Below are 21,540 nucleotides of genomic sequence, written 5' to 3' on the forward strand. Positions count from 1 at the left end.
GCGGTCGCGGTCGGGTGGGACTCGAAGGGGCAGCCGCGAGGCGGGCGGAGGCGACGTAAGCACCGCAACGAGGGAGCGAACGCAGTGAGCGACCGAGTGAGGAGCGCAGCGAGCGTCCGCCCGCCTCGCGGCTGGGGCTTCGGCGGTTGTCATGTCGATCCGCGATCGGCTATTTATAAACAGCCAGCAAAATCTTCGAATCCGTTCGTCGCCGAGACGCCGACGGCAACGATCACTTATAAACAACCGACCGGATCAGGGTGCGACCCCGACCGTCAACAGCGTTCCCCACGTCCGGTACCGGTCCACCATCGCCTCGCGCGTCTCGTACCCGTCCACCGGAAATTCCTCCGCGTCCGGGATCTCGACTTCACGGTCCGGGATCGCGTCCTGCTCGGCGACGTACAGGCCGGCCTCGCGGAAGGCCTCGCGGTACTCCTCACGGCTCCACAGCGTCATCTCCACGGAGATGTTCTCCTGCCACGCGTGGGTCGTCTCGCTCTCCTCGAAGTAGTTCACCGCGCAGTAGAAGGTCCCGCCCGGCCGCAACACCCTGCGGACCTCTCTGAGCGTGTTGACCGGGTCGGCCGCGTAGTAGAACGCCTCCATCGAGAAGACGTGGTCGAGCGAGTCGTCGGCGAAGGGCAGCTCGTCGAAGTCGCCGACCGCGAACCCGACCGCGCCGTCGTCGGTGTACTCGCGGGCGTTGCGGGCCATCTCCGGCGCGCCGTCGAGCCCGTACCCGCGGCCGATGCCGCGCTCGCGGAGGGCGCGGAGCGCGTAGCCGGAGCCGGTGCCGAGGTCCAACACGTCGTCGCCCGCCTCGACCGGCATCCGCGCCAAGACGTGTTTCGCGGTGTGCCAGTGTCGGTCCTCCATCCCGCGGTCCTTTCCGGTCGCCGCCCACTCGTCGAACTCCTCGCGAACGCTCATACCGGGGCGAGGGGGAGAGCGGTGAAAAAACGGCGGTGTTTTACCGGCCCCCGTCATCGGTCGCGGACATGAAGCGGCCGAAGTCGCTCCGCCGACCGAAGTTCCGGCTGGCGGACTCCGCCCAGCAGGCGGTCGGCGGGTTCCTGCTCGCGGGCCCGTTCGTCGTCACCGAGGAGGTGTGGGTGTTGGCCGCGGGGATGCACTGGAGCCAGGGCGTGGTGACCGCCCTGATCGTCGCCGCGATCGGGTACGCCGCGCTGTACCGGGCGGACACCGACCGCGACCCGGACGCGGAAAGCGAGATCGCCGGGATCCCCACGCGGTTCGTCTCGCTGATGATCGTCTCGTTCGGCTCCGTGCTCCTGCTCGCCGTCCTCTTCGACGCCCCGGATACGTTCCTCATCGAGCAGGGCGTCGCCGGGAGAGAGCTGTGGGCGACCACGCTCAAGGCGGTCTCCGTGGGCGCGGTGTTCAGCGTCGTCGGCGCGGCGACCGCCGACAGCGTGTTCTGAGGGGATCCGATCGGGACCCGATTCCCCCGACGCCGTCACAACACGACCGAGACGACCGCGAAGAGGATCAGCACGCCGGCGATGTCACAGAGGTTCGTCACCACCGGGATCGTCGTGTCGTCGGGGTTGAGTCCGACGCGGTACGACACCTCGACCGCGACGACGCTGGCGACGACGACGAGCAGCGCGAGCAGCATGCCGGAGACGAGCGAGATCAGCAACACCAGCCCGAGCGCGAGCGACCCGCCGAGCGCGACGCCGATGGCCCACGCGGCGACGCCGACCGCGCCGAAGACGGTCGCCGCGAGCCCGAACACCGCGGCCGCGTTCGCCCGGAGCGCGGGGTTCGAGGGACTGAACTCGTAGGTCCCGAGATACAGCTGCGTGGTGAGCCGCGAGCAGGTGATCGACGCGAGGTTGCCGGCCGTCCCGATCTGGACCGGCACCAGTACCAGAAGCGCCGGGTACCGCAACAGGACCGCCTCGTAGGTCTCCAAGACCGTCCCGGAGACGAGCTGTAACACCGACAGCGCGGCCAGAAGCGGGATCATCGTCCGGACGATCCGGCGGATCGACCACTCGTCGATCGCCGTGGGGCTCGGGTCGGTCACGAGACGGCCCTCACCGCGGCCACCCCGACGAGGAGGAAGAACACGCCGAACACGTCGCCGAGGGTCGTGACGACCGGGCCGATCACGTTGTCGGGGTCGAGTCCCCGGCGGTACCCGACGAAGATGACGGCGATCAACACCGTGATCATGAGGACGGCGGAGAGGAAGCCCGCGACGACCATCACGCCGACCAGCTGGAAGAGGCTCCCGCCGTCGCCGAACAGGACGAGCGTGAGGTAGGTGACGACCGCGATGAACACCGAGACGGTCATCCCGTTGAGGAAGGAGGCGACGATCGCGTTCGTGAGCCGACGGTCCAGCCGGAACCGCGGCTCGATGATCCCCTGGTGAAGCCCCGTCGAGAGCCGGGCCCCGAGCGAGCCGTACACCCCGCCGCGCGTGGCGAGGAACGCCGGCAGCAGCAGGAGGAGCCCGGGGACCTCGGCGATGTTCGCGCGCATGGTCTCGGAGCCGAGGATCGTCCCCGCGAACAGGCCGGCGATCAGGCTGACCCCGATGACCGGGAGCGCCTGCCGGTAGATCTCGCGCGCGGAGTCGTGACCGGGCATCGACCGCACCGAGGGCGGGCGGGGCAAAAAAACCGACCACCGCGTCCGCCGGTCGGACCGGCCCGTCGGTCGGCGGACGCCCGCCTGTCACGATCTCCAGATGAAACGGAGGGGGCGGTGAGGGCGGTCGAGTGCGGACGAACGACCGAACGCGGACGGGTGACCGGACTCGGAGGTCGCCGACCGCGGGCCGGCGACCCGACCGAGTCCGACGGTCTCGGACCTCGCCGGCCCGCACCGTTAAGTCGATCCGGCGAGTGCCGATCCCATGGACTACTCCCTCGCCGTCGAGAACGGGCCGGAAACGATACCGGGCGGGACCGGACTCCTGCTCGTCCACCCGAGCATCGGCGAGACGGACCGGATCGACACGGACTTCCTGAAGACGGACACCGACGCGTTCCTCGTCGTCTCGACCCGAACCACCGCGCGCGAGGTCGAGCAGAAACTGGAGTACTACGACGTCGACGAGACGAAGGCGACCATCCTCGACACGCTCTCGGTCGAGCGCGGCTACTCGCGCCGCACCGCCGACGACGTGTACTACGTCTCCGCGCCCGACGACCTCGACGGCGTCGTCGACCGCGTGGAGCGCTTCCTCACGGAGAACGAGGGGAAGCGACGCGTCTCTGTCGACTCGCTCACAGAGATGGCCTACTACGCCGACGACGACGCGGTGTACGAGGCGGCCGCCGAGATCCTCGACCTCCTCGATACACACGACGCGGTCGGCATCTTCCACCTCTCCGAGGAGGTCCACGAGGTCGCGACGCTCGACCGGTTCCGCGAGCTGTTCGACGGCGTCATCGACCTCGACGGCGAGGGAAACGTCACCGTCGACATCTGATCGGCGGCGGTTCCGCCGAGACCCCCACGCGTCACTCCTCGTCGACCAGCGCCGCGAACGTCTTCTCCGCCCACGCGACGGCGTAGGCCGCCCCGCGGTCCCGGTAGGCGGCGGTGTCGAGCGCGCCGTACGGGGCCGGGAGGTCGAGGTCGTGTCTGACCGCCGAGCAGGCGTACTCTGTCGCGCTCGGGAAGTCGGTGTCGCCGCGAGCAACCTCGCCCGAGAGGTCGCCGAGCCGGCCCGAGAGCCGCTCGCCCGCGTCGACCCACGCGTCGAACAGCCGGGGGAACTCCCCCTCCCACGACGCGAACTCCTCGCGGGTGTGGAGGCCGACCCACGCGTCGAACAGCGCGTTCGCGACCTGGAAGACGTCGGCCGGGCCGAACCCGGTCGTCGACGCCCCCGTCTCCGGGTCGGGGCGACGGATCGCCGCGTCGAGGTCGCGGTAGCGCTCGCCGAAGAACGGGAGGAACGTCTCGGGGAGGCGCGGCGCGTCGCCGGCGGTCGACCCGGCGTCGCCGCCGACGGCTCCCGGGGCGGGCTCGCAGCCGATCCGGACCAGCCGCTCGGCGATCAGGAACGCGAGGAAATCGTCGGGCGTCCCCTCCGCGCGCCGCTTGACGAGCACGGCGGGCGGGTCGGTCTGGGTCGTCCGGACGACCGTGCCGTCGACCGGAAGGCCGACGGTGAACGCCGGCCCCGCGTGTTTCCGGAGCAGGTCCGGGACCGCCTCGGGGAGCCACTCGGCGGGGTACGACGCGGGGTCGAGCGCGTCGACGAAGATGCCGAGGTCCTCCGCCGCGGCCGGCGGGAGCGTCTCGAAATCCGAATCGACGTCGAGGACGGGCGACCCCGGCGCGTGCCGGTCGCGGACCGCGGCGAGGTCGTCGTCGAGGGGCCGGGTGGAGAACATCAGCCGAAGACGTACGAGAGGATGATGAGCACCGAGAGGACGGCCGACACGCCGACCGTTCCGACCACGATCTTCGTTGATTTGGACATGCGCGTCCGTGGGTCCGCCGGTCGTTAAAATCAACCGGTCGGCGTCGACCGCGCGGCAGCGATTTTATGTCGCCGGGCGAGAGAGCGATGGTATGCGAGTCCGTGACGCGGTCGAGGCCGACGCCGCGGCCGTGGCGTCGATGACGGGGCGGCCGAGCGGCGTCGTCCGCGACATGATCCACGACCGGTCGGTCCGCGTCGCGACGACGGAGGAGGAGCCGGCCGAGCGCGACGACGGGGGGGACGCGCCCGCCGACGCGGACGGCGACGAGACCCCGGTGGATTCGGTCGAGGGGTTCGTCGCGTTCGACGTGCGCGACGGGACGGTCCACGTGACGAACTTCGAGGGCGGTCCGGAGGGGATCCGCCGGCTGTTCGAAGAGCCCGTGGGGTTCGCGATCCGGGAGGGCATGACCGTCGAGGCCGTCGTCCCGGTCGACGGGACCGCGACGGCGACCGTCGAGGCGATCGGGTTCGAGGCGGTCGGTTCCGGGCCCCGGATCGACGGCGCATCGACGACGCGCTACCGGTTCGATCCGGGCGAGAACGAGGAGGAGTGAGCAGCGCGGGCGAGTCAGTCGAACCGATCCTGAACGATTTCGAGGGCCTCCTCGCGGTCGTCCCAGTCGACGAACACCGCGACGGAGGTCGCGCTCGTGATCAGGTCGATGATGTTGATGCCGGCGTCCGCGATGGGGGAGATGATGTCCTGGATGACGCCCGACTGGTTCGGGAGTTCGCCGCCCGTGACGCGGATCACGGCGATGGGGTCGGCGACGGTGACCGACGAGAGCGCCTCGTCGGTGACGACCGACTCGTGGAGCAGGGCCTCGGCTGTCTCGGCGACGTCGACGTCGACGTAGAAGGTGACCGAGTCCATGCCGGAGGCGACCGCGTCGATGTTTATCTCCTCGGCGCGTAAGGCGTTCGACAGTTCCGAGAGGATCCCCGGCCGGTTCCGGATCGCGCGGCCCGCGATGGTGAGACACGCGAGCGGCTCCTCGCGCATGTCGATCAGGCTCTCGAACTCGCCCTCGATCCGGGTGCCGCCCCGGAGCAGGTCGCCGTGCTGGTAGTGGACGACCCGCACGTCCAACCCCTCGTCCTTGTACGAGAGCGCGGACGGCGCGACCACCTCCGCACCGCGGAACGAGAGGTTCCGCAGTTCGTCGACCGTGATCTGGCCGACGTTGCGCGCGCCCTCGACCACCCGCGGGTCCCCGGTCATCACGCCCTCCACGTCGGTGACGATCACGACCTCGTCGGCGTCCATGTAGTTGCCGAGCATGACCGCGGTCGTGTCCGACCCGCCGCGGCCGAGGGTGGTGACGTTGCCGTCGCCGTCCTCGGCGAGGAACCCGGTGATGATCGGGACGACGCCGTCGAGCCGCTCGGCGATCTCCCGGGCCCGCCGTTTCGTCTCCGCGACGTCGACCTCGCCGCGCTCGTCCGTGACGACGGGCCAGTCCGGGTGGCCCGGTTCGAGGAAGACGGCCTCGACGTCCCGGACCGAGAGGGCGGCCTTCAGCATCCTGACGCTGGTTCGCTCGCCCATCGAGACGATCTCCGCCCGGTCGGCGTCGTCCGTCTCGAAGGTGATGTCGTCGAGGAGTTCGTCGGTGGTCGACCCCATCGCGCTGGCGACGACCGCGATCTCGTGACCGGCCGCGACCGCGCTCGCGACCGAGTCGGCCGCGCGCTCGATCCGGTCGCCGCTGCCGAGGCTCGTGCCGCCGAACTTCGCGATCACGCGCATGCGGATACCTCGTCGGGGGCCCGGAGCGGTCCGACTCCGGTCGGCGGTCGCGGGCGTGCGAGCGAGGCGGAGCGATCCGACGCGGGGCCGGAATCCCGGCCGGGTCGGCGGAAGCGATCGGTAAACATGCGACTCCGTAGCGGAGGAAGCCGGATAACAGTATCCTCTTCGACAAGGGTCGCCCGAAGCGGCAGACCGACCGAATCGGGTGTAGTCACGGACTGAGACGGGGGACGGCCGAAACGGTCACTCGTCCTGAATGCCCCACGCGTCGGGCATCTCGATGACGTACCGGCCGTCCTCCTGGAGGGAGATGATGTACTCCTGTCTGTCGTACAGCTCCATCAGGTTCAGCTCGTACTGCCCGGGGCTGACGATGCGGATGCTCTCGAACTGGTCGTTGAGCTCGTCGCGGAGGGCGTCGATCCCGGGCTGTTCCCCCTCTGCGGGTGACGGATCCTCAGTGTTCTCGACCTCGCGGCTCGCGCGGTCGAGTTCGTCCGGCGAGACGACCTCGGAGCGCGCGCTCGCCTGCGCGGTGTCCTCGTCGCTCCGGTCCGCGATCTGTTCGGTGCCGTCGGTCTCCGAGGATCGGTCGGCGCTCGCGGCGGCGTCGGGCCGCGTCGCGTCCGCGGCTTCGCCGGGCGAGGGGTCGGCGGCGCGCTCGTCCGGGGTCGGGTCGGCCGCGGCTCCGTCCGAGGTGCCTTGGTCCGCCGTCGACCCCGTCGGCCCCTCGGGAGTCGAGGGGGACGGGTCGGCGGACGCACCGGGAGAGCCGGCGTCGTCGCCCGCGGGCTCTTCGGTCGCGCCGGCGGGTTTGAACTGGAACTTGTTCCCGCCGCAGTCGGGACACCCCGAGAGCATCTCCTTCGAGCCGTCGGGGAACGTCCGCCCGCAGGTGGTACACTGGTGGGGCATCTACTTGCGGGAGACGAGCGTGCTGATGAGGTTCTCGTCTTTGTGCAGCGTCTCGATCCGGTTCGCCGGGCCGATCACGGTGAGCTTCTGGGTCGACTCGCGACCCATCAGCTTGTCGAGGAAGCTCTGGTCGCCGGCCTCGGCCTTCGGGTAGGTCTCGATCTCGATCCCGGTGAAGTCGTCGGGGCTGATCTCGGTCATCGTCACCTCGATCAGCTTCGACTCCTCGTCGGGCGAGAGCCCCTCTTCGAGGATGACGATGTTGCCGTCGCGGACGCCGTCGAGGATGAGCCGGATCTTCTCCATGCTCGTGAGCCCCTCCATCCGCGCGCCGCTTATCATGTCGATCCGGACGCCGTCGCCGGAGTCGTCCGGATCGTCGTCCGCGGCGTCGACGTTGGCTTTGGGCCCGGGCATCAGCCGAAGTACTCCGCTATCTTGGTGTACACTTCGTCCATGTTGTCGCCCTCCAGCGCGGACAGCGGGATCGTCTCGTGTTGCGGGAAGGCGTTCGCGATCTGCTGGACGTCCGCTCCCGGCAGGTCCGTCTTGTTGGCGAGGATGAGCGCGGGGAGGTCCTGCGACTCGATGATCCCGATCAGCATCGTGTTCACCTGCGTGAACGGGTCCGTCGTCGAGTCGAGCACGTAGATGACGCCGTCGACGTCCTCGCGGAGCCAGTGCATCGCCTCCGCGACGCCCTCGGTCGCCTCGCGCGACCGGCGGACGGCGTCGTCCTTCTCCATGTCGTGGTCGAGGAACTCCTTGTAGTCGACCTTCGTCGTCACCCCGGGGGTGTCGACGATGTCGATGGTGACCGTCCGCCCGTTGCGCTCGATCTCCACGCCCTCCTTCCGGCGGGCCCGGCGAGTCTCGTGGGGGATGTGGCTCTCTGGGCCGACGGCGTCACCCGTCCAGTCGCGTGCGATCCGGTTTGCGAGGGTCGTTTTACCGGCGTTCGGCGGTCCGTAGATCCCGATCCGCTTGGGCTCGTCGGCCGCGAACAGGCCGTCCGTGACCCGTGATATGCTGTCTCTGAGATTCGTGAGCAGTCCCATCTTGACCTCCAGTCCGTGTGTGGTTTTCCCGAACACCGCGTTCGTCGGTCTCGACGGCGCTCACTCCGAGCGCTCGACGCCCGTTCGGGGAATTACGGTAGAGTCCACGCCGCGGTCACTTAAGAACTGCGTCAGACACCGCCGATCCGGGGCGTCGACGCCGGACGAACCCGAAATTCGGGGATTCGGACGGCGTACTATCAGGAACCGGAAACGATATGGGAGAACGTCGCGCCGCGATGAGGGAGCGGTGTCGCGTTTCGGCGCTGCGGCGTCGCTCCCCGTTGCCGTCCGTTCCTCGTTCGCCGCCCGTCCGTGTCCTATTCGTCGCCCGTCTCGTCGCCGTCCGCCTCGTCGCTTCCCGTCTCCCCGTCGCGCTCGCTCGCGGCGTCGAGGAAGACGATCGCGCCGCCGAGCAGCGCGAGGTTCTTCAGGAAGTTGATCTTGTTGCCCTGCCGCTCTTTCCCCTCCATCGTCCAGAAGTCGTGGATCGCGGGGGTCGTCCCGAGGAAGAAGACCACGAGCGCGCCCGCGGCCGCCCGCGGGAGCCGCCAGAGGACGATGCCGAGGTTGGCGACCAGCAGCATCCCGGTGACGAACGGAACGAGGAGGTCGGGCATCGGGACCCCCTTCTCCTCGGCGACCGCGACGCGCTTGTCGTTGCTCTTGAACCCGTCGTACGCCATGTACGCCAGCACGCCGCCGTACAGCGACCGACCGAGCAGGGAAGGGGCGTCGCGGCCGGCGTCGTCGGCCGCCGACTCCGAGGCGGATCCGTCGGAGGGAGCGGACTCGTCCCCCATTCAGACCACCTCGATCCGGCTGACGTTCGCGTCGACGCGGCCGACCGTCTCGTAGGTCGGGCCCTCGTCGGCCGCGCCGTCGAGGCGGCGCATGATCCGGCCCTCCACGTCGTCGCGCTCGTCCGGCACGTCGAACAGGCCGGAGCCGCAGACCACGTCGCCGTCGTGGACCGCCCACGTCTCGATTATCTCGTGGGGTTCGCCGGGGAACGAGACGCGCTCGAAGTCGCGGCCGAAGTTCGTCGACTCGAACAGCGCGACCTCGTGGTCGTCGTTCACCCACGCCGGGGGAGCCTCCTCGCCGCCGCAGAAGATCACCCGGCCGTCGTGGACGAACACGCGTCGGATGTACGAGAAGTCGCTGCCGACGTCGAGTCGGTCCCACGACTCGCCGGCGTCGGTGGTCCGCCAGAGGCCGCCCTCGCCGACCGCGTGGCCGAGGCCGAGGTTCTCTAAGTCGTGGTCGAGGTACCCCGTCGCCGCCAGCCACACGTCCTCCGAGACCGGGAGGATCTGATGTACGTCGTCGACGATGGCGTCGCGGTGGTCCGTCCACGTCCGCCCGCCGTCGCGGCTGACGTGAATCCCGCCGGCCTCGACGCCCGCGATCAGGGTGTCGGGACGGCCGGGGACCGTTTCGAGCGCGCGCAGTCGGGCGTAGTGCGGGTCGATCGGCGACTCCCAGTGGCCCCGCGAGGGCAGCTCGCGGAACCCCTTCTGTTCGGTCCACGTCTCCCCGCCGTCGACCGAGCGGAAGATGTAGGGATCGTTCGTGCCGGCGTACAGCGCGCCGTCCGCGGTCGCGAGGATCGACCACACCTCGCTCTGCCCGGCGTGCCAGAAGCGGTCGCCGAGGGGCACGTCGAGGTCGGTCCACGTCTCGCCGCCGTCGACCGAGCGGTACGCGCCCTCGGAGGAGGCGACGAACACGCCCTCGGTGTGGTCCCACGACTTCACGGCGGTGACGACCCCGCAGTCGAGGACGGGGTCGAGGTCGTCGCGCTCGAAGGGGACGTCGTCGGCCCGGTACAGGCCGGAGTCTGTCCCGATCAACAGTGTCATATCCGTGTGTCAGTCGGGCGCATAATAAAGTTTTACCAACCTGTAAAACGCTAAGTGGCCGGGCGACGACGGGGCGTTCATGACCGCGCCTCAGGCCACGGTCCGCCCGACCGACGCCGCGCACCTCGACGGATCGGACCCCGAACTCCCGACGGAGCTGTTGAATATCCCGTGGATCGACCCGCACAACCACGCGCACACGCTCTCGTGGGAGGACCGCGAGCGCTACGCGCTCGCGGGCTGCCGGTCGATGGTGATGGTGTCGTCGGGGTATCACTGGACGCCGTACAAGCCGGTCGAGGCGAGCGACATCCGCTTCCTGTGGGACGACGCGGTCAACCGCCGGCGCGCCATCGAGCGCAACCACTTCTTCGAGGCGAAGCTGAGCCTCGGCGTTCACACCGGCGTCCGGATCGAGGACCCCGACGAGCTGCTGGCGGCGATGGACGACTACTGCGCGCTCGACGAGGTCGTCGCCGTCGGGGAGACGGGCGTGACGCCGAGCCAGCACGTCGAGCGCTGGGACGTCGACGAGCAGCAGGCGGTCGTCCAGGCGCAGATGGAGCTCGCCGCCGACCACGACCTGCCGGTCCTCCTCCACACGCCGAACACCACGCCGGACGCGAAACGCGAGTACCGCGACGACCTCGGCGTCACCCCCGGCTACGAGAAGAACGGCGGGCTGGGGACCGAACCGGTCCTCGACGGCGAGAACCCGGCGCTCGAAGCCGTGAAGCGCGACGTCGAGGCCGCGAACGACGCCGGACTCGACGAGGAGCGCGTGGTGGCCTCGCACGCGGACGCGAACAACACGGAGTACCTGATGGAGGAGACGGACTGCCACCTGAGCTACACCATCGGGCACTCGTGGCTCGTGGGCGTCGACGCCGCCGACGTGGCGAACGCCGTCGACGAGTACGGCGCGGAGCGGGTCATGATCGACACGGACACGGCGAACGTGCTCCGCACGGACCCGTACGCGGTCAAACGAGCCGTCTTCGAGTTGTACCGGTACGGGATCGACGTGGACGACATCCGGACCGTCGTGTACGAGAACCCGCGCGACGTGTTCGGACTCGCGGAGTAAGCGATCAAACACTGCGGTGGCGCGTGCCTCCGAGCGTGCCGCCGGAGGCGGCCGCGAGGAGCACGCGCGAGGGAGTCAGTCGCCGGAGCGGAGCGACGGCGACTGACGAGGCTGGGGAGGCGTGAGGTACAGTGCGGTCGCGGTCGGGTGGGACTCGAAGGGGCAGCCGCGAGGCGGGCAGAGGCGTTCACGAGAGCTTCGCTCTCGTGAGCCAATCAGAACGCTCCGCGTTCTGATGACGACGCAAGCACCGCAGGAACGAGCGTAGCGAGTGACGAGAAGCGCAGCGAGCGTCCGCCCGCCTCGCGGCTGGGGCTTCGGTGGCCTCGTTCGCACCGCCGGTTTCGTCGTAACGAGCGACTGGGGCTTCGTAGCCTCGGTCGTGACGAAGGAAACAGCGGGGAACGACTCCCTATCGTCTATTCCGTCTCGAACTCGGTCGTCAGTTCGCCGACGCCCTCGACGCCGACGGTGACCTCGTCCCCGTCGCCGAGCAGCACCGGGGGCTCGCGGTAGACGCCGACGCCGGGCGGCGTCCCGGTGAACACCAGGTCGCCGGGCTTCAGCGTGAACGCCTGACTACAGAAGGATATCAGGTCGTCCACGCCGAAGATCAGGTTCTCGGTCGAGGACTCCTGGAGCCGCTCGCCGTTGACCTCGGCGAAGATGTCGAGGTCGTGGGGGTCGCCCACCTCGTCGGTCGTGACGAGGTCGGGCCCGGTCGGCGCGAACGTGTCGAGGCTCTTCCCGCGGACCCACTGGCCGTCGCCGTGCTGGAGGTCGCGCGCGGAGACGTCGTTGCCGACGGTGAAGCCGGCGACGTGCTCCATGGCCTCGTCGGGGTCGACGCGGCGGGTCTCCTCGCCGATGACGGCGACGAGTTCGGCCTCGTAGTCGACCTTCTCGGTGTACTCGGGGTCCCAGCGCACCGCGTCCTCCGGACCGACGACGGAGGTCGGGAACTTCGAGAAGAGGACCGGGTCGTCGGGGATCGGGTTGTCGCCCTCCTCGGCGTGGTCGCGGTAGTTCAGCCCGACGCAGACGACCTTCCGCGGGTCGTCGACGGGGGCGGCGCGGTCGAGCTCGGCGGGGTCGCGGAGGCCGACGCCGGTCTCCTCGGCGTACTCGACCGCGAGGTCGGCCTTGCGCCGCCACTCCCAGTCGGCCAGCAGGTCGGAGGTCTTCGGACCGATGTCGACGCCGGCGGCCGCGCCGGCGGTCGAGAGGTCGATCACGCCGGCGTCGGTCGCGACGCCGGTCCAAGGCGATTCGTCGTCCGTGGTTCGGTATTGTCCGATTCGCATGTGAAGTGAGTGTAGTAGTGGTGTTGGTGTAGCAGTGGTGGAGGTGTAACAGAACGGCTTCCGCGGGCGTTACACGTCGATGCCGGCGTCTTCGACCAGCCGCTCGCCGGAGGCGACGAACCGGTCGAACTCCTCGCGGACCTTCGGGTTCGTCAGTTCGCCGTCGCGTTTGACGACCTCGCCGTCGACGAGGACGGTGTCGATGTGCGAGGGGTCGGACTGGAACACGACGGTCTCGACCGGCGAGTGCGACGGGGCGGTCATGAAGTCGGTCGCGTCGAAGAGGACGAGGTCGGCGCGCTTGCCGGGCGTGATCGTCCCGATCTCGTCGTCTAACTGGAGCGCCTTCGCGCCCTCGATGGTGGCCATCTCAAGGGTGTCGCGCGCGGAGATCGAGACCTCGGTGACCTCCTCGTCGCCCTCCAGAACGGCTTGGTTGTCGAACATCCGCTGGAGCTGCATGCCGATCCGCATCTGGCTCCCCATGTCGCCGCTGACGTTCGAGCAGACGTCGACGCCCCACGCGGGCCGGCCGCCCGCCTCAAGCACCTTGCCGGTGACGGGGATGCCGTGGCCCATCTGCATCTCGACTTCCGGTGTCGACGAGAAGGAGACCCCCTGCTCGACGGCGTGGTCGACGTCCTCCTGCGAGAAGTGGTTGCCGTGGGCGACGTTCACGTCGGGACCCAGTTCGTCTTCGAGGCAGCCGAAGCCCTGGTAGTCGCCGCCGTACTCCGAGGACGGCCACAGCGCGGCACCCATGTGGATCGTCGAGAGCGCGCCCAAGTCGCGGGCGAGTTCGAGGTCGGCGAGCGCGGTCCCGTCGGTACAGAAGTCGGGGCCGCGGAGGCCGAGCGCCAGGCTGAGCAGGTCGTCGTCGCGGATCTGCTCGTCGTGGAGCTGGCGGATGTTCTCTTCGGGAAGGCCCACGTCGCTCTCGTACCACCACTTCGCGGAGTCGTCGCCGGGCGGGCCGTAGGTGTACACCGCGCGGATCCCGCTGTCCTTCAGCGCGTCGACGGCGCGCTCGCCGTGTTCGAGCGTGTTCGGGTACGACCAGTCGAGCGCCGTCGTCGTGCCGGTGTGGAGCTTCTCGAAGGCACCGAAGAGGCCGCCGAGGTACATGTCTTCGGGCCGGTACAGCCCGGTGATGTTGCCGAGCATGTGGTCGAAGTACTCGTTCATCAGCGACCAGTCGCCGGCGATCCCCCGTACCTGCGTCTGGGCGAGGTGGATGTGCGAGTCGACGAATCCGGGCACGACGATGTGACCGCTGGCGTCGATATCCTCGGCGTTCGACGCCGACAGTCCGGTCCCGACCTCAACGATCTCGCCGTCCTCGATCAGGACGTCGGCCTCGTCGAGCGTCCCCACGTCCGGGTCGAGCGAGACCACGGTCCCGTTTCGCACGATCGTTTGTGTCATGTTCGATAATAGGGTTTGACCAAGAGGTTAAAAGTTTACCGGGCGGTAAAGTGGGAGATCGGGACCGAGGGGCGAGCGTATTATGTACCTCACACGTGGAGTGTCGGTATGAGCGAATCACAGGGCGGATCGGCGGGCGAGTCCGCCGAGTCTCCGACCGGAAACGCCGACGCCGACGAGGGGTCCGGCGGCGAGACGGTGTCCTCCAAGGACACGAAGGAGGTGATCATGGAGGCGACCTTCCGCGCGCTGAGCAAGCACGGGTACAAGGACCTCCGGATGCGCGACATCGGCGAGGAGATGGACCTCACCCGGCAGGTGATCCACTACCACTTCGACGGGAAGTACGACCTCATGTCCTCGTTCCTCGAACACATCATCGACCAGTACGAGGGCAGCGTGGTCGTCGACGGCGACGCGGACCCCCGGACCGAGCTCCGCGCCCGCGTCGACCAGTGCCTGTTCGGACCCGAGTTCGAGGAGTTCAGCCACTGGGACCGGATGAAGGTGTACCACGAGCTGTACACGCAGGCGCAAAACGACGGCGAGCACCGCGAGATATTCAACGAGCACTACGAGCGCATCCGCGGCAGCATCGTCGAGGTCGTCGAGGAAGGCATTGAAGAGGGGGTCTTCCGCGACGTCGACGCGGACGGGATGGGCCAGCTGGTGACCGACGTCATCCACGCCGCCCGCGGCCGGCGGATCTCGCTCGGCCACGAGGACGCGCCCGAGGAGGCGCGGAAGGCGATAGACGAGTTCATTCTGGAGTCGCTCGAACGGACGGAACGGGCGGAATAGGTGGGGCGAGTCGAACTGGACGGAACGGGCGGAACGAGTCGGACAGACGAGCGGGCGGAGTAAGCGAAACGGATCCCTTCTGCGATCGGTTCGATTCAGTCGTCGTCGACCGCGAGGAGCCGCGGATCGGTTCGCTCGCGGCTCTCGCGGAGCCGGTGGGAGCCGTCGAAGCGGACGGTGTCTCCGGGAGAGAGGTCGCCGTCGGCCGCCTGCGCGGTCACCTGAACCCCGTCGAACCGGACCAGTGCGAGGTGGTTCGGGGCGCGGACGTCGGGCGGCGTGGTCTCGACGGTCGTCGTCGCGACGACGGTCCCGGTTTCGAGTCGAACCGTCGCGGCGTCCGTCGACGAGCGGCCGCAGTCCGGGCAGCGCCGCCGGTCGTAGTACCAGCGAGCCCCGCAGTCGTCGCAGACGAACGCGCGGTCGGCCGGGAGGTCGCGCTCTCGCGGACGGGTCGGTGCCGCCGATGGGTCGATATTCGAGTCTGTCACGCGCGCAACACCGTACAGACGCTGTTGTTTCCGAAGCCGGCGACGTTGATCGCGAACCCCGTTTCCGCGCCCGCGACGCGCCGGGCCTCGGAGAGGTCGCCGCGCAGTTGCCACACGAGTTCGACGATCTGCGAGAGCCCGGTCGCGCCGAGCGGGTGCCCGCGGGCCTTGAGCCCGCCGCCGGGGTTGACGGGGAGGTCGCCGTCGAGCGCGGTCTCGCCGTCGAGGGTCGCCTCCCACGCGGTCCCGGTCTCGTAGAAGCCCAGCTCTTCGAGCTCGATCAGTTCGAGGACCGTGAACGCGTCGTGGATACAGGCGACGTCGACGTCGTCGGGATCGATTCCCGCGCGGTCGAAGACGCGCTCGCCGGCGGCGCTGACGGAGTCGATGGCGAGGGGATCGGGGCGCTCCGCGACGGCGTGGGTCCCCGTCGCGCTCGCGATGCCCGCGACGCGGGGGTCCGACCGCGAGGCGCTGTCGGAGCGCGTCAGGACGACCGCGGCCGCACCGTCCGACATCGGACAGCAGTCGTACAGCCGGAGCGGCGCGGCGACCACCGGCGAGTCGAGCGCGTCCGCGACGTCGATCGGCTTCCGGAGCTGCGCGACCGGGTTGTCGACCGCGTTGGCGTGGTTCTTCGCCGCGACCGCGGCCAGCGCCTCGCGGGGCGCGTCGTGGCGGTCGAGGTACGCGCCGGCCGCGAGGCCGCCGAACGAGGGGAGCGTGATCCCCTGCGCGTACTCCCGTCGGTGGACGAGCCGGCTGATCGCCTCGGTGACGTCGCGCGTGTCGCCCGCGGACATCCGCTCGGCACCGACGACGAGGACGGTGTCGTCCTCGCCGCCCTCGACATCCCCGCTCTCGACCCCGCTTTCGAGGGTCTCAACGCCGCGGTGGAACGCGCTCGCGCCGGTTGCGCTCGTGTTCTCGATCCGGTCGGCGGACGCGCCGTCAAGGCCGAGCGCCGCCGCGAGCGCGTTCGCGAGCCCCGCGCTCTCGTCGAGCGCCTCCGCGAGGGCGTTGCCGAAGTGGAGCGCGTCGACGTCGGAGGGGTCGATCCCAGCATCAGCGATCGCGCGCTCCGCGGCCGTGGCCGCGAGGTCCACGAGCGAGCCCCGGGAGTCGCTCTCGAACGGAGTCATGCCCACGCCGCTGACGCGGACGTCAGTCGGCATTCCCGTCCGGATCGTCAGTAGCATCGTCGCCGTCGTCCGCAGCGTCGCCGAACACGCCGAGTTCCGCGAGGCGGTCGATCTCCGCCTCGGAGTAGCCGCGGTCGCGGAACACCTCGCGGTTGTGTTCGCCCAGCAGCGGCGGCGGGAGTTCGAACCCGCTCTCGGCGTTGCGGAACTTGAGCGGGTGTTCGATGACGGGGACCTCGCCGAGTTCGGGGTGGTCGATCTCGGTGACGGTCCCGCGGGCGTTGATCTGCGGGTTGTCGAGCGCCTCCTCGACGCTGTAGACGGGACCCGCCGGGACGCCCGCGTCCTCGGCGATTATCTCGATCCACTCGTCGGTCGTCTTATCGGCGAGCGTGGCCTCGATCTCGGCCTCCAGTTCGTCGAGGTGTTCGACGCGGTCCGCGTTCATCTCGAAGCGGTCGTCCTCGGGGAGGTCCGGCCGGTCGAGCGCCTCGCAGAGCTCCCCCCAGAGCTTCTCGTTGAGGATACAGATGTTGATGAACCCGTCCTTCGTCTCGAACGTCTGGTAGGGCGCGAGGACGGGATCCTTGGTTCCCATCCGCTTCGTCTCCTCGCCGGCGAACACCATCCCCGCCTGCTTGGTGAGCCACGGCAGGGTGGCTTCGAGCATGCCGAGGTCGATGTACTCGCCCTCGCCGGTCTGCTCTCTGCGGTAGAGCGCCGTGGTCGCGCCGAAGGCGGCCCACATCGCCGTGATGAGGTCCGTCATCGGAAGCCCGACCTTGACCGGTTGGCGGTCCGCCTCGCCGGTGACGCTCATGATCCCGCTCATCCCCTGAATGAGGAGGTCGTACCCGGACCGCTCGCGCCACGGCCCGGTCTGCCCGAACGCGGAGATGGCGAGGTAGATCAGGTCCTCGTTGTGGTCGGTGAGCGTGTCGTAGTCGACGTCGAGGCGCTCGGCGGTCCCCGGACGGAAGTTCTGGATGAAGATGTCGGCCTCTTCGACCAGCTCGTACAGCGCCTCCTTGGCGTCGTCGTTCTTCAGGTCGAGTTCGAGGCTCTTCTTCCCGTAGCTCAGCGACCAGTAGTACGGCGACTCGCCCTTGATAAACGGGGGACCCGAGTGGCGGACCGCGTCGCCGTAGCCGGGCTGTTCGATCTTGACGACCTCCGCTCCCTGGTTCGCCAGCATCGCCGAGCAGAAGCCACCGGTGACGAACGTCGAGAGGTCGAGGACGGTGACGCCTTCGAGAATCTTTCCGCCGCTCGCGGGCCCGCCGGCGGGCCCGGCCGTGGAATCGCTGGTACCGGAGCCGTCGGTGTCCGTCGGTCCGGAGCCGTCTGGATCGGTCACCGAATCACCTCGGCTGACGTGCGCGTTCGTCTCATTGGTGTCCGTACTGTTTGTTTACCATGTGGTAAAACTATCGGCGTCGACCATGATATACGCCGAGCCGCCGTCGGGTCGTCGGTCCGTGGTTACACCGTCGGTCGGTGACTGTACCGCCGGTCCGTGGCTACACCGACGGTTCCCGTGGACGGACATCACGGTTGAAGTGTAGGTGGATCCCCTCCCCCACCCCTTTGTTTCGGGTGGAGACCGGGGTAGGGTGTGGGTGGTCGGTCGTCTCCGGACGGCGGTCGTTGTACTAGCAGTAAGTATTGAAGTAAAATCGAATAAAATAACTATATCACTACTAATATAATCTAAGCGGGATTGTCGAGGGTACTGTTCGTAGGTTTTTGTGTTAAATCCACCGGTATATTAAGCCCGTCTAACCCCTCCCCCCACCTTTGTGCCGTTCCACCCGAAACGAAGGGGTGTGGGGGTACCGACCGGTAGTATCAATAAAAAGAGAAGAACGACGTGAGACCAAGGACTCCGCTTCCGAGACACGAATCGTCGGCGAGATCCGAGTGGCCGCCGACGCCTCAGCGTTAAGCCACGGCGCAAGCCCTCCGGTCCGAGGCCCACGGACTCAACTGGAACCCGACCGGAACCCGACCTGAACCCGACCGGAACCCGACCTGAACCGAGTAACCGACCGCTTCCGGCCGCGACGCGTTATCGTTCCGCGGGAAGCCGTCCTCGGTTCCTCTCGCACCGTCCTTCCGTTTCACAGTCGAATTCGACTCTTCCGTCTGCGGCCCCAAGCGTCCGCCGTTCGACACGAAACCCTCCCGACGCGACGCGAGATCGCTCGCGAAAGGGCCGTTTCAACTCCGGAGAGCAACACTTTTGTACCATCTCTTCGTCTGCTTCGAGTGTATCAACTGGACGTGGTCGGTCGGTAGTTCGACCACATATCCGCATATTCGGCTGGAGACGGCGTGAAACGCGACTTCCCTGACCGTCTCCACCTGAAACGGAGGGGTTCACATGGACGAAGGCGATCACACACCGCGGGCTGACGACGACGACATTGATCCGGCCGATGGGACCGACCCGGACGACCAGACAGGGCCGGGCCATAGCAGCGAGTCCGGTCCGAACGCTCTCGACTCCGGCGGCTCCGGAGGAGATACCTCCGACCTCGACGGTCCGTCTGGGTCCGACAACAACTCCGGCGGGGACCTCGATTTCGACTCCGACGAGAACCCCGCCCTCGACGACAGTTCCGACCTCGACGTCGACGTGGGGTCGGACTCGGAGGTAACGGACCCCGACACCGAGACGACCACTCGATCGAGGCTCCCGACCGACGGCGCACCGGAATCGACGACCGGACCCGAAACGGCGACCGGATCCGAAACCGCAGCCGGATCGGAGACGGCGACCGGATCCGAAACCGCAGCCGGATCGGAGACGGCGGGGATCGACAACGGCGGGCGCGACCGCTCGTCCCCCGACGTCGACCTCGACGGCGTCGTCCTCGACGACGACGAAAATCAGGGACTCTTCGACGACCTCCTCTCCGGCGAACCGATCTTCGAGAACAAGGAGGTCCTCCGCCCCTCGTACACCCCGCACGAGCTCCCGCACCGGAACGACCAGATCAATCGGATGGCGACGATTCTGGTCTCCGCGCTCCGCGGCGAGACCCCGTCGAACATCCTCATCTACGGGAAGACGGGAACCGGGAAGACGGCCTCGGCGAAGTTCGTCTCGCAGGAGCTCGAGTCCACCTCCCAGAAGTACGACGTCCCCTGCGAGGTCGAGTACATCAACTGCGAGGTGACGGACACCCAGTACCGGGTGCTCGCTCAGCTCGCGAACACGTTCATCGAGGAGAACCAAGCTGTCATCGCCGACGAACTCGACCGCCTCGAAGACCTCCGAGACGACGCGACGGACGGCGACGGCCGGCCGGCCGGCGACGCGACCGCCGTCCTCGCGGGCACCGGACTCGACTCGGTCGAGGCGCTCGACGCCCGCATCGAGGAACTCGAAGCCGACGCCGAGGAGATGGAGGAGGTCCCGATGACCGGGTGGCCCACCGACCGCGTCTACTCGACGTTCTTCGAGGCGGTGGACTACCACGAGCGCGTGGTCGTGATCATGCTCGACGAGATCGACAAGCTCGTCGAGAAGAGCGGCGACGACACCCTCTATAACCTCTCGCGGATGAACTCCGAGCTCGACCGCTCGCGCATCTCCATCATGGGGATCTCGAACGACCTGAAGTTCACCGACTTCCTCGATCCCCGCGTCAAGTCGAGCCTCGGCGAGGAGGAGATCGTCTTCCCGCCGTACGACGCCAACCAGCTCAGAGATATCCTCCAGCACCGGGCCGACACCGCGTTCAAACCCGACGCGCTCACCGACGACGTGATCCCGCTCTGCGCGGCGTTCGCCGCACAGGAGCACGGGGACGCCCGCCGTGCACTCGATCTCCTCCGCACGGCGGGCGAACTCGCGGAGCGGTCGCAGGCGGAGATCGTCGCGGAGAAACACGTCCGGCAGGCGCAGGACAAGATCGAACTCGATCGGGTCGTCGAGGTCGTCCGCACCCTCCCGACCCAGAGCAAGATCGTCTTGTTCGCCGTCATCCTCCTCGAGAAGAACGGCGTCCACAACATCAACACCGGCGAGGTGTTCAACATCTACAAGCGGCTCTGCGAGGAGATCGACGCCGACGTCCTGACCCAGCGGCGCGTCACCGACCTCATCAGCGAACTCGACATGCTCGGGATCGTCAACGCCGTCGTCGTCTCGAAAGGCCGATACGGCCGGACGAAGGAGATGGGCCTCTCGGTCCCCGTCGAGGAGACCGAGGCGGTGCTCCTCTCCGACTCCCGGCTCGGCGACATCGAGAACGCGCAGCCGTTCGTTCAGGCGCGATTCGACAACTGACGCCGTCGGGTCCCGCGAACCGGGTCGCGTCCGTCGAGTCGAAACGAAGCCATCGAAGCGAAGGTCAGGTAGGTCAAGCCGCGAGATTCGACGCCCCGACCCCCGTCTGTACCGCTCGCGACGCCTCCGACGCCGGAAGTCCGGCCCCCACCGTCTGCGCTATCGCTTCGTTCAGCTCCACCTGTCCCGTCGCAATCAGGCGAATGTATCCGAGATACGGGACGCGGAGGCGAGCCACCCCGTCCACCCAGTCGGCCCTGACGGGCGGCGAGAGCCCGCTGGCCTGGTCGTAAGCCCCGTTGTTGTCCCCGAGCGTGACGTACCCGTCGTGCGGTGCCGGGCAGTTCGCGAGCGACTCGCAGTCGACGGCGTTGTGGTACTCCGCGTCGGCGCGGTCGTACCAGTTCTCGCCCTCGGTGACGTGGAACATGGCCCGGTGGATGATCGGCGACCCGGTCCGCCCCGGCGGGGTGTATATCACCACCGACCCGTAGGCCCCGAACGTCCGGTAGTCGACCGACTCCCCGGTCTCGTGGGTGACGACGCCGACGCCGTTGTCCGCCGCGTCCGGCGCGAGCCGACCGGGCTCGGTGACGAACACGAGGTCGCCGACCTCCATGTTCGGCTCCATGCTGCCCGACTCGACGGCGACCATCGGCGGCCAGATGCCGCTGACGCCGAACAACAGCAGGCCGACCAACAGGACCACCGCCACGCTGGACAGCATCTCCCGGATCCACATCAGCGCGCCGTCGCGGTCGTGACGGAACCGGTACAAAAGCGACGCCTCCTCGTCCGCCCCCGCCCGCTCGGACCGCTCGGAGGGGGATCCAGATTCGGGAGAATATTCGGTCTCTGAGGGGTCTCCGGCCTGCCCGGCGGACACGCCGGCGTCGACCGCTCCCTCGACGTCGACCGCTCC

General features: G+C 68.4%; 23 protein-coding genes. 6 read left to right on the plus strand and 17 right to left on the minus strand.

All coding sequences use genetic code 11. The features are described 5' to 3' along the window. Positions 1-255 precede the first annotated feature (255 nt). Positions 256-933 carry a class I SAM-dependent methyltransferase gene (locus C472_RS07220; RefSeq protein WP_006629158.1) on the minus strand — a complete coding sequence of 226 codons (678 nt, stop codon included), beginning with the start codon at positions 931-933 and terminating at the stop codon, positions 256-258. 68 nt (positions 934-1,001) lie between these two features. Here C472_RS07220 and C472_RS07225 point away from each other — a divergent pair, with 68 nt between their 5' ends. Next, positions 1,002-1,445 carry a DUF2391 family protein gene (locus tag C472_RS07225; RefSeq protein ID WP_006629159.1) on the plus strand — a complete coding sequence of 148 codons (444 nt, stop codon included), beginning with the start codon at positions 1,002-1,004 and terminating at the stop codon, positions 1,443-1,445. A gap of 35 nt (positions 1,446-1,480) precedes the next feature. Here the strand turns inward: C472_RS07225 and C472_RS07230 are convergent, their stop codons facing one another. Beyond that, the gene (locus C472_RS07230; RefSeq protein ID WP_006629160.1) at positions 1,481-2,056 is read right to left on the minus strand and encodes a magnesium transporter; all 576 of its coding nucleotides are present in this window, start codon (positions 2,054-2,056) and stop codon (positions 1,481-1,483) included. Next, positions 2,053-2,625: a magnesium transporter gene (locus tag C472_RS07235; protein ID WP_006629161.1), complete on the minus strand. Its 573-nt coding sequence runs from the start codon at positions 2,623-2,625 to the stop codon at positions 2,053-2,055. Before C472_RS07235 ends, C472_RS07230 begins: the two co-directional genes overlap by 4 nt. A gap of 268 nt (positions 2,626-2,893) precedes the next feature. On the opposite strand from C472_RS07235, the gene C472_RS07240 reads away from it, so the two are divergent. Then, entirely contained in the window at positions 2,894-3,472 is a 579-nt protein-coding gene (locus C472_RS07240; protein WP_006629162.1) for a DUF7090 family protein, read from the plus strand. Positions 3,473-3,503: 31 nt separating this feature from the next. On the opposite strand, the gene C472_RS07245 is transcribed toward C472_RS07240, so the two are convergent. Both C472_RS07245 and C472_RS18175 read right to left on the minus strand, forming a co-directional pair. After that, positions 3,504-4,385 carry a DUF7089 family protein gene (locus C472_RS07245; RefSeq protein WP_006629163.1) on the minus strand — a complete coding sequence of 294 codons (882 nt, stop codon included), beginning with the start codon at positions 4,383-4,385 and terminating at the stop codon, positions 3,504-3,506. Continuing rightward, positions 4,385-4,474 carry a hypothetical protein gene (locus C472_RS18175; RefSeq protein WP_425601824.1) on the minus strand — a complete coding sequence of 30 codons (90 nt, stop codon included), beginning with the start codon at positions 4,472-4,474 and terminating at the stop codon, positions 4,385-4,387. The genes C472_RS07245 and C472_RS18175 overlap by 1 nt, the downstream gene beginning before the upstream one ends. Positions 4,475-4,566: 92 nt before the next feature. Here C472_RS18175 and C472_RS07250 point away from each other — a divergent pair, with 92 nt between their 5' ends. Beyond that, on the plus strand, positions 4,567-5,034 hold the full coding sequence (locus tag C472_RS07250; RefSeq protein ID WP_006629164.1) for a hypothetical protein: 468 nt from the start codon (positions 4,567-4,569) through the stop codon (positions 5,032-5,034). A gap of 14 nt (positions 5,035-5,048) precedes the next feature. On the opposite strand, the gene C472_RS07255 is transcribed toward C472_RS07250, so the two are convergent. From C472_RS07255 to C472_RS07280, 6 genes are all read right to left on the minus strand, one after another. After that, complete coding sequence (locus C472_RS07255; protein ID WP_006629165.1) at positions 5,049-6,230, minus strand: aspartate kinase; 1,182 nt, start codon at positions 6,228-6,230, stop codon at positions 5,049-5,051. Between the two features lie 246 nt (positions 6,231-6,476). Further along, positions 6,477-7,148 carry an OapC/ArvC family zinc-ribbon domain-containing protein gene (locus tag C472_RS07260; RefSeq protein WP_006629166.1) on the minus strand — a complete coding sequence of 224 codons (672 nt, stop codon included), beginning with the start codon at positions 7,146-7,148 and terminating at the stop codon, positions 6,477-6,479. Then, positions 7,149-7,565 (minus strand): DUF2073 domain-containing protein, encoded by a 417-nt coding sequence (locus C472_RS07265; protein ID WP_006629167.1) that lies wholly within the window; start codon positions 7,563-7,565, stop codon positions 7,149-7,151. After that, complete coding sequence (locus tag C472_RS07270; protein ID WP_006629168.1) at positions 7,565-8,206, minus strand: Era-like GTP-binding protein; 642 nt, start codon at positions 8,204-8,206, stop codon at positions 7,565-7,567. The genes C472_RS07265 and C472_RS07270 overlap by 1 nt, the downstream gene beginning before the upstream one ends. Positions 8,207-8,526: 320 nt before the next feature. Beyond that, entirely contained in the window at positions 8,527-9,009 is a 483-nt protein-coding gene (locus C472_RS07275; RefSeq protein WP_006629169.1) for a DoxX family membrane protein, read from the minus strand. Further along, complete coding sequence (locus tag C472_RS07280) at positions 9,010-10,071, minus strand: WD40/YVTN/BNR-like repeat-containing protein (protein ID WP_006629170.1); 1,062 nt, start codon at positions 10,069-10,071, stop codon at positions 9,010-9,012. It abuts the gene before it with no gap. A 79-nt stretch (positions 10,072-10,150) separates the two neighbouring features. Here C472_RS07280 and C472_RS07285 point away from each other — a divergent pair, with 79 nt between their 5' ends. Continuing rightward, entirely contained in the window at positions 10,151-11,158 is a 1,008-nt protein-coding gene (locus C472_RS07285) for a TatD family hydrolase (RefSeq protein WP_006629171.1), read from the plus strand. A gap of 419 nt (positions 11,159-11,577) precedes the next feature. On the opposite strand, the gene C472_RS07290 is transcribed toward C472_RS07285, so the two are convergent. After that, a complete protein-coding gene (locus C472_RS07290) occupies positions 11,578-12,462 on the minus strand; it encodes a fumarylacetoacetate hydrolase family protein (RefSeq protein ID WP_006629172.1) in 885 nt (294 codons plus the stop codon). A 69-nt stretch (positions 12,463-12,531) separates the two neighbouring features. Then, entirely contained in the window at positions 12,532-13,887 is a 1,356-nt protein-coding gene (locus tag C472_RS07295) for an amidohydrolase family protein (protein ID WP_006629173.1), read from the minus strand. A 108-nt stretch (positions 13,888-13,995) separates the two neighbouring features. On the opposite strand from C472_RS07295, the gene C472_RS07300 reads away from it, so the two are divergent. Next, entirely contained in the window at positions 13,996-14,688 is a 693-nt protein-coding gene (locus tag C472_RS07300) for a TetR/AcrR family transcriptional regulator (protein ID WP_006629174.1), read from the plus strand. A 95-nt stretch (positions 14,689-14,783) separates the two neighbouring features. Here the strand turns inward: C472_RS07300 and C472_RS07305 are convergent, their stop codons facing one another. Genes C472_RS07305 through C472_RS07315 form a run of 3 tightly spaced genes read right to left on the minus strand, consistent with a single transcriptional unit; the run spans position 14,784 to position 17,678 of the window. Continuing rightward, positions 14,784-15,179: a hypothetical protein gene (locus C472_RS07305; protein ID WP_006629175.1), complete on the minus strand. Its 396-nt coding sequence runs from the start codon at positions 15,177-15,179 to the stop codon at positions 14,784-14,786. Next, positions 15,176-16,354, minus strand: a complete 1,179-nt coding sequence (locus tag C472_RS07310; RefSeq protein WP_006629176.1) for a thiolase C-terminal domain-containing protein — start codon at positions 16,352-16,354, stop codon at positions 15,176-15,178. Before C472_RS07310 ends, C472_RS07305 begins: the two co-directional genes overlap by 4 nt. Then, complete coding sequence (locus tag C472_RS07315; RefSeq protein WP_006629177.1) at positions 16,344-17,678, minus strand: CaiB/BaiF CoA transferase family protein; 1,335 nt, start codon at positions 17,676-17,678, stop codon at positions 16,344-16,346. Before C472_RS07315 ends, C472_RS07310 begins: the two co-directional genes overlap by 11 nt. A gap of 1,026 nt (positions 17,679-18,704) precedes the next feature. On the opposite strand from C472_RS07315, the gene C472_RS07320 reads away from it, so the two are divergent. After that, a complete protein-coding gene (locus tag C472_RS07320) occupies positions 18,705-20,618 on the plus strand; it encodes an AAA family ATPase (protein ID WP_006629178.1) in 1,914 nt (637 codons plus the stop codon). A gap of 73 nt (positions 20,619-20,691) precedes the next feature. On the opposite strand, the gene C472_RS07325 is transcribed toward C472_RS07320, so the two are convergent. Further along, the coding region (locus C472_RS07325; protein WP_006629179.1) for a S26 family signal peptidase at positions 20,692-21,540 on the minus strand (849 nt) is incomplete at its 5' end.

The sequence above is a fragment of the Halorubrum tebenquichense DSM 14210 genome (assembly GCF_000337415.1).
Classification (GTDB): Archaea; Halobacteriota; Halobacteria; order Halobacteriales; family Haloferacaceae; genus Halorubrum; species Halorubrum tebenquichense.

Excerpts from the sequence above, each read along its gene's own strand:
- C472_RS07220 (WP_006629158.1), bottom strand. The coding sequence starts at position 933 with ATGAGCGTTCGCGAGGAGTTCGACGAGTGGGCGGCGACCGGAAAGGAC.
- C472_RS07225 (WP_006629159.1), top strand. The coding sequence starts at position 1,002 with ATGAAGCGGCCGAAGTCGCTCCGCCGACCGAAGTTCCGGCTGGCGGAC.
- C472_RS07235 (WP_006629161.1), bottom strand. The coding sequence starts at position 2,625 with ATGCCCGGTCACGACTCCGCGCGCGAGATCTACCGGCAGGCGCTCCCG.
- C472_RS07240 (WP_006629162.1), top strand. The coding sequence starts at position 2,894 with ATGGACTACTCCCTCGCCGTCGAGAACGGGCCGGAAACGATACCGGGC.
- C472_RS07245 (WP_006629163.1), bottom strand. The coding sequence starts at position 4,385 with ATGTTCTCCACCCGGCCCCTCGACGACGACCTCGCCGCGGTCCGCGAC.
- C472_RS18175 (WP_425601824.1), bottom strand. The coding sequence starts at position 4,474 with ATGTCCAAATCAACGAAGATCGTGGTCGGAACGGTCGGCGTGTCGGCC.
- C472_RS07250 (WP_006629164.1), top strand. The coding sequence starts at position 4,567 with ATGCGAGTCCGTGACGCGGTCGAGGCCGACGCCGCGGCCGTGGCGTCG.
- C472_RS07255 (WP_006629165.1), bottom strand. The coding sequence starts at position 6,230 with ATGCGCGTGATCGCGAAGTTCGGCGGCACGAGCCTCGGCAGCGGCGAC.
- C472_RS07260 (WP_006629166.1), bottom strand. The coding sequence starts at position 7,148 with ATGCCCCACCAGTGTACCACCTGCGGGCGGACGTTCCCCGACGGCTCG.
- C472_RS07265 (WP_006629167.1), bottom strand. The coding sequence starts at position 7,565 with ATGCCCGGGCCCAAAGCCAACGTCGACGCCGCGGACGACGATCCGGAC.
- C472_RS07270 (WP_006629168.1), bottom strand. The coding sequence starts at position 8,206 with ATGGGACTGCTCACGAATCTCAGAGACAGCATATCACGGGTCACGGAC.
- C472_RS07275 (WP_006629169.1), bottom strand. The coding sequence starts at position 9,009 with ATGGGGGACGAGTCCGCTCCCTCCGACGGATCCGCCTCGGAGTCGGCG.
- C472_RS07280 (WP_006629170.1), bottom strand. The coding sequence starts at position 10,071 with ATGACACTGTTGATCGGGACAGACTCCGGCCTGTACCGGGCCGACGAC.
- C472_RS07285 (WP_006629171.1), top strand. The coding sequence starts at position 10,151 with ATGACCGCGCCTCAGGCCACGGTCCGCCCGACCGACGCCGCGCACCTC.
- C472_RS07290 (WP_006629172.1), bottom strand. The coding sequence starts at position 12,462 with ATGCGAATCGGACAATACCGAACCACGGACGACGAATCGCCTTGGACC.
- C472_RS07295 (WP_006629173.1), bottom strand. The coding sequence starts at position 13,887 with ATGACACAAACGATCGTGCGAAACGGGACCGTGGTCTCGCTCGACCCG.
- C472_RS07300 (WP_006629174.1), top strand. The coding sequence starts at position 13,996 with ATGAGCGAATCACAGGGCGGATCGGCGGGCGAGTCCGCCGAGTCTCCG.
- C472_RS07310 (WP_006629176.1), bottom strand. The coding sequence starts at position 16,354 with ATGCCGACTGACGTCCGCGTCAGCGGCGTGGGCATGACTCCGTTCGAG.
- C472_RS07320 (WP_006629178.1), top strand. The coding sequence starts at position 18,705 with ATGGACGAAGGCGATCACACACCGCGGGCTGACGACGACGACATTGAT.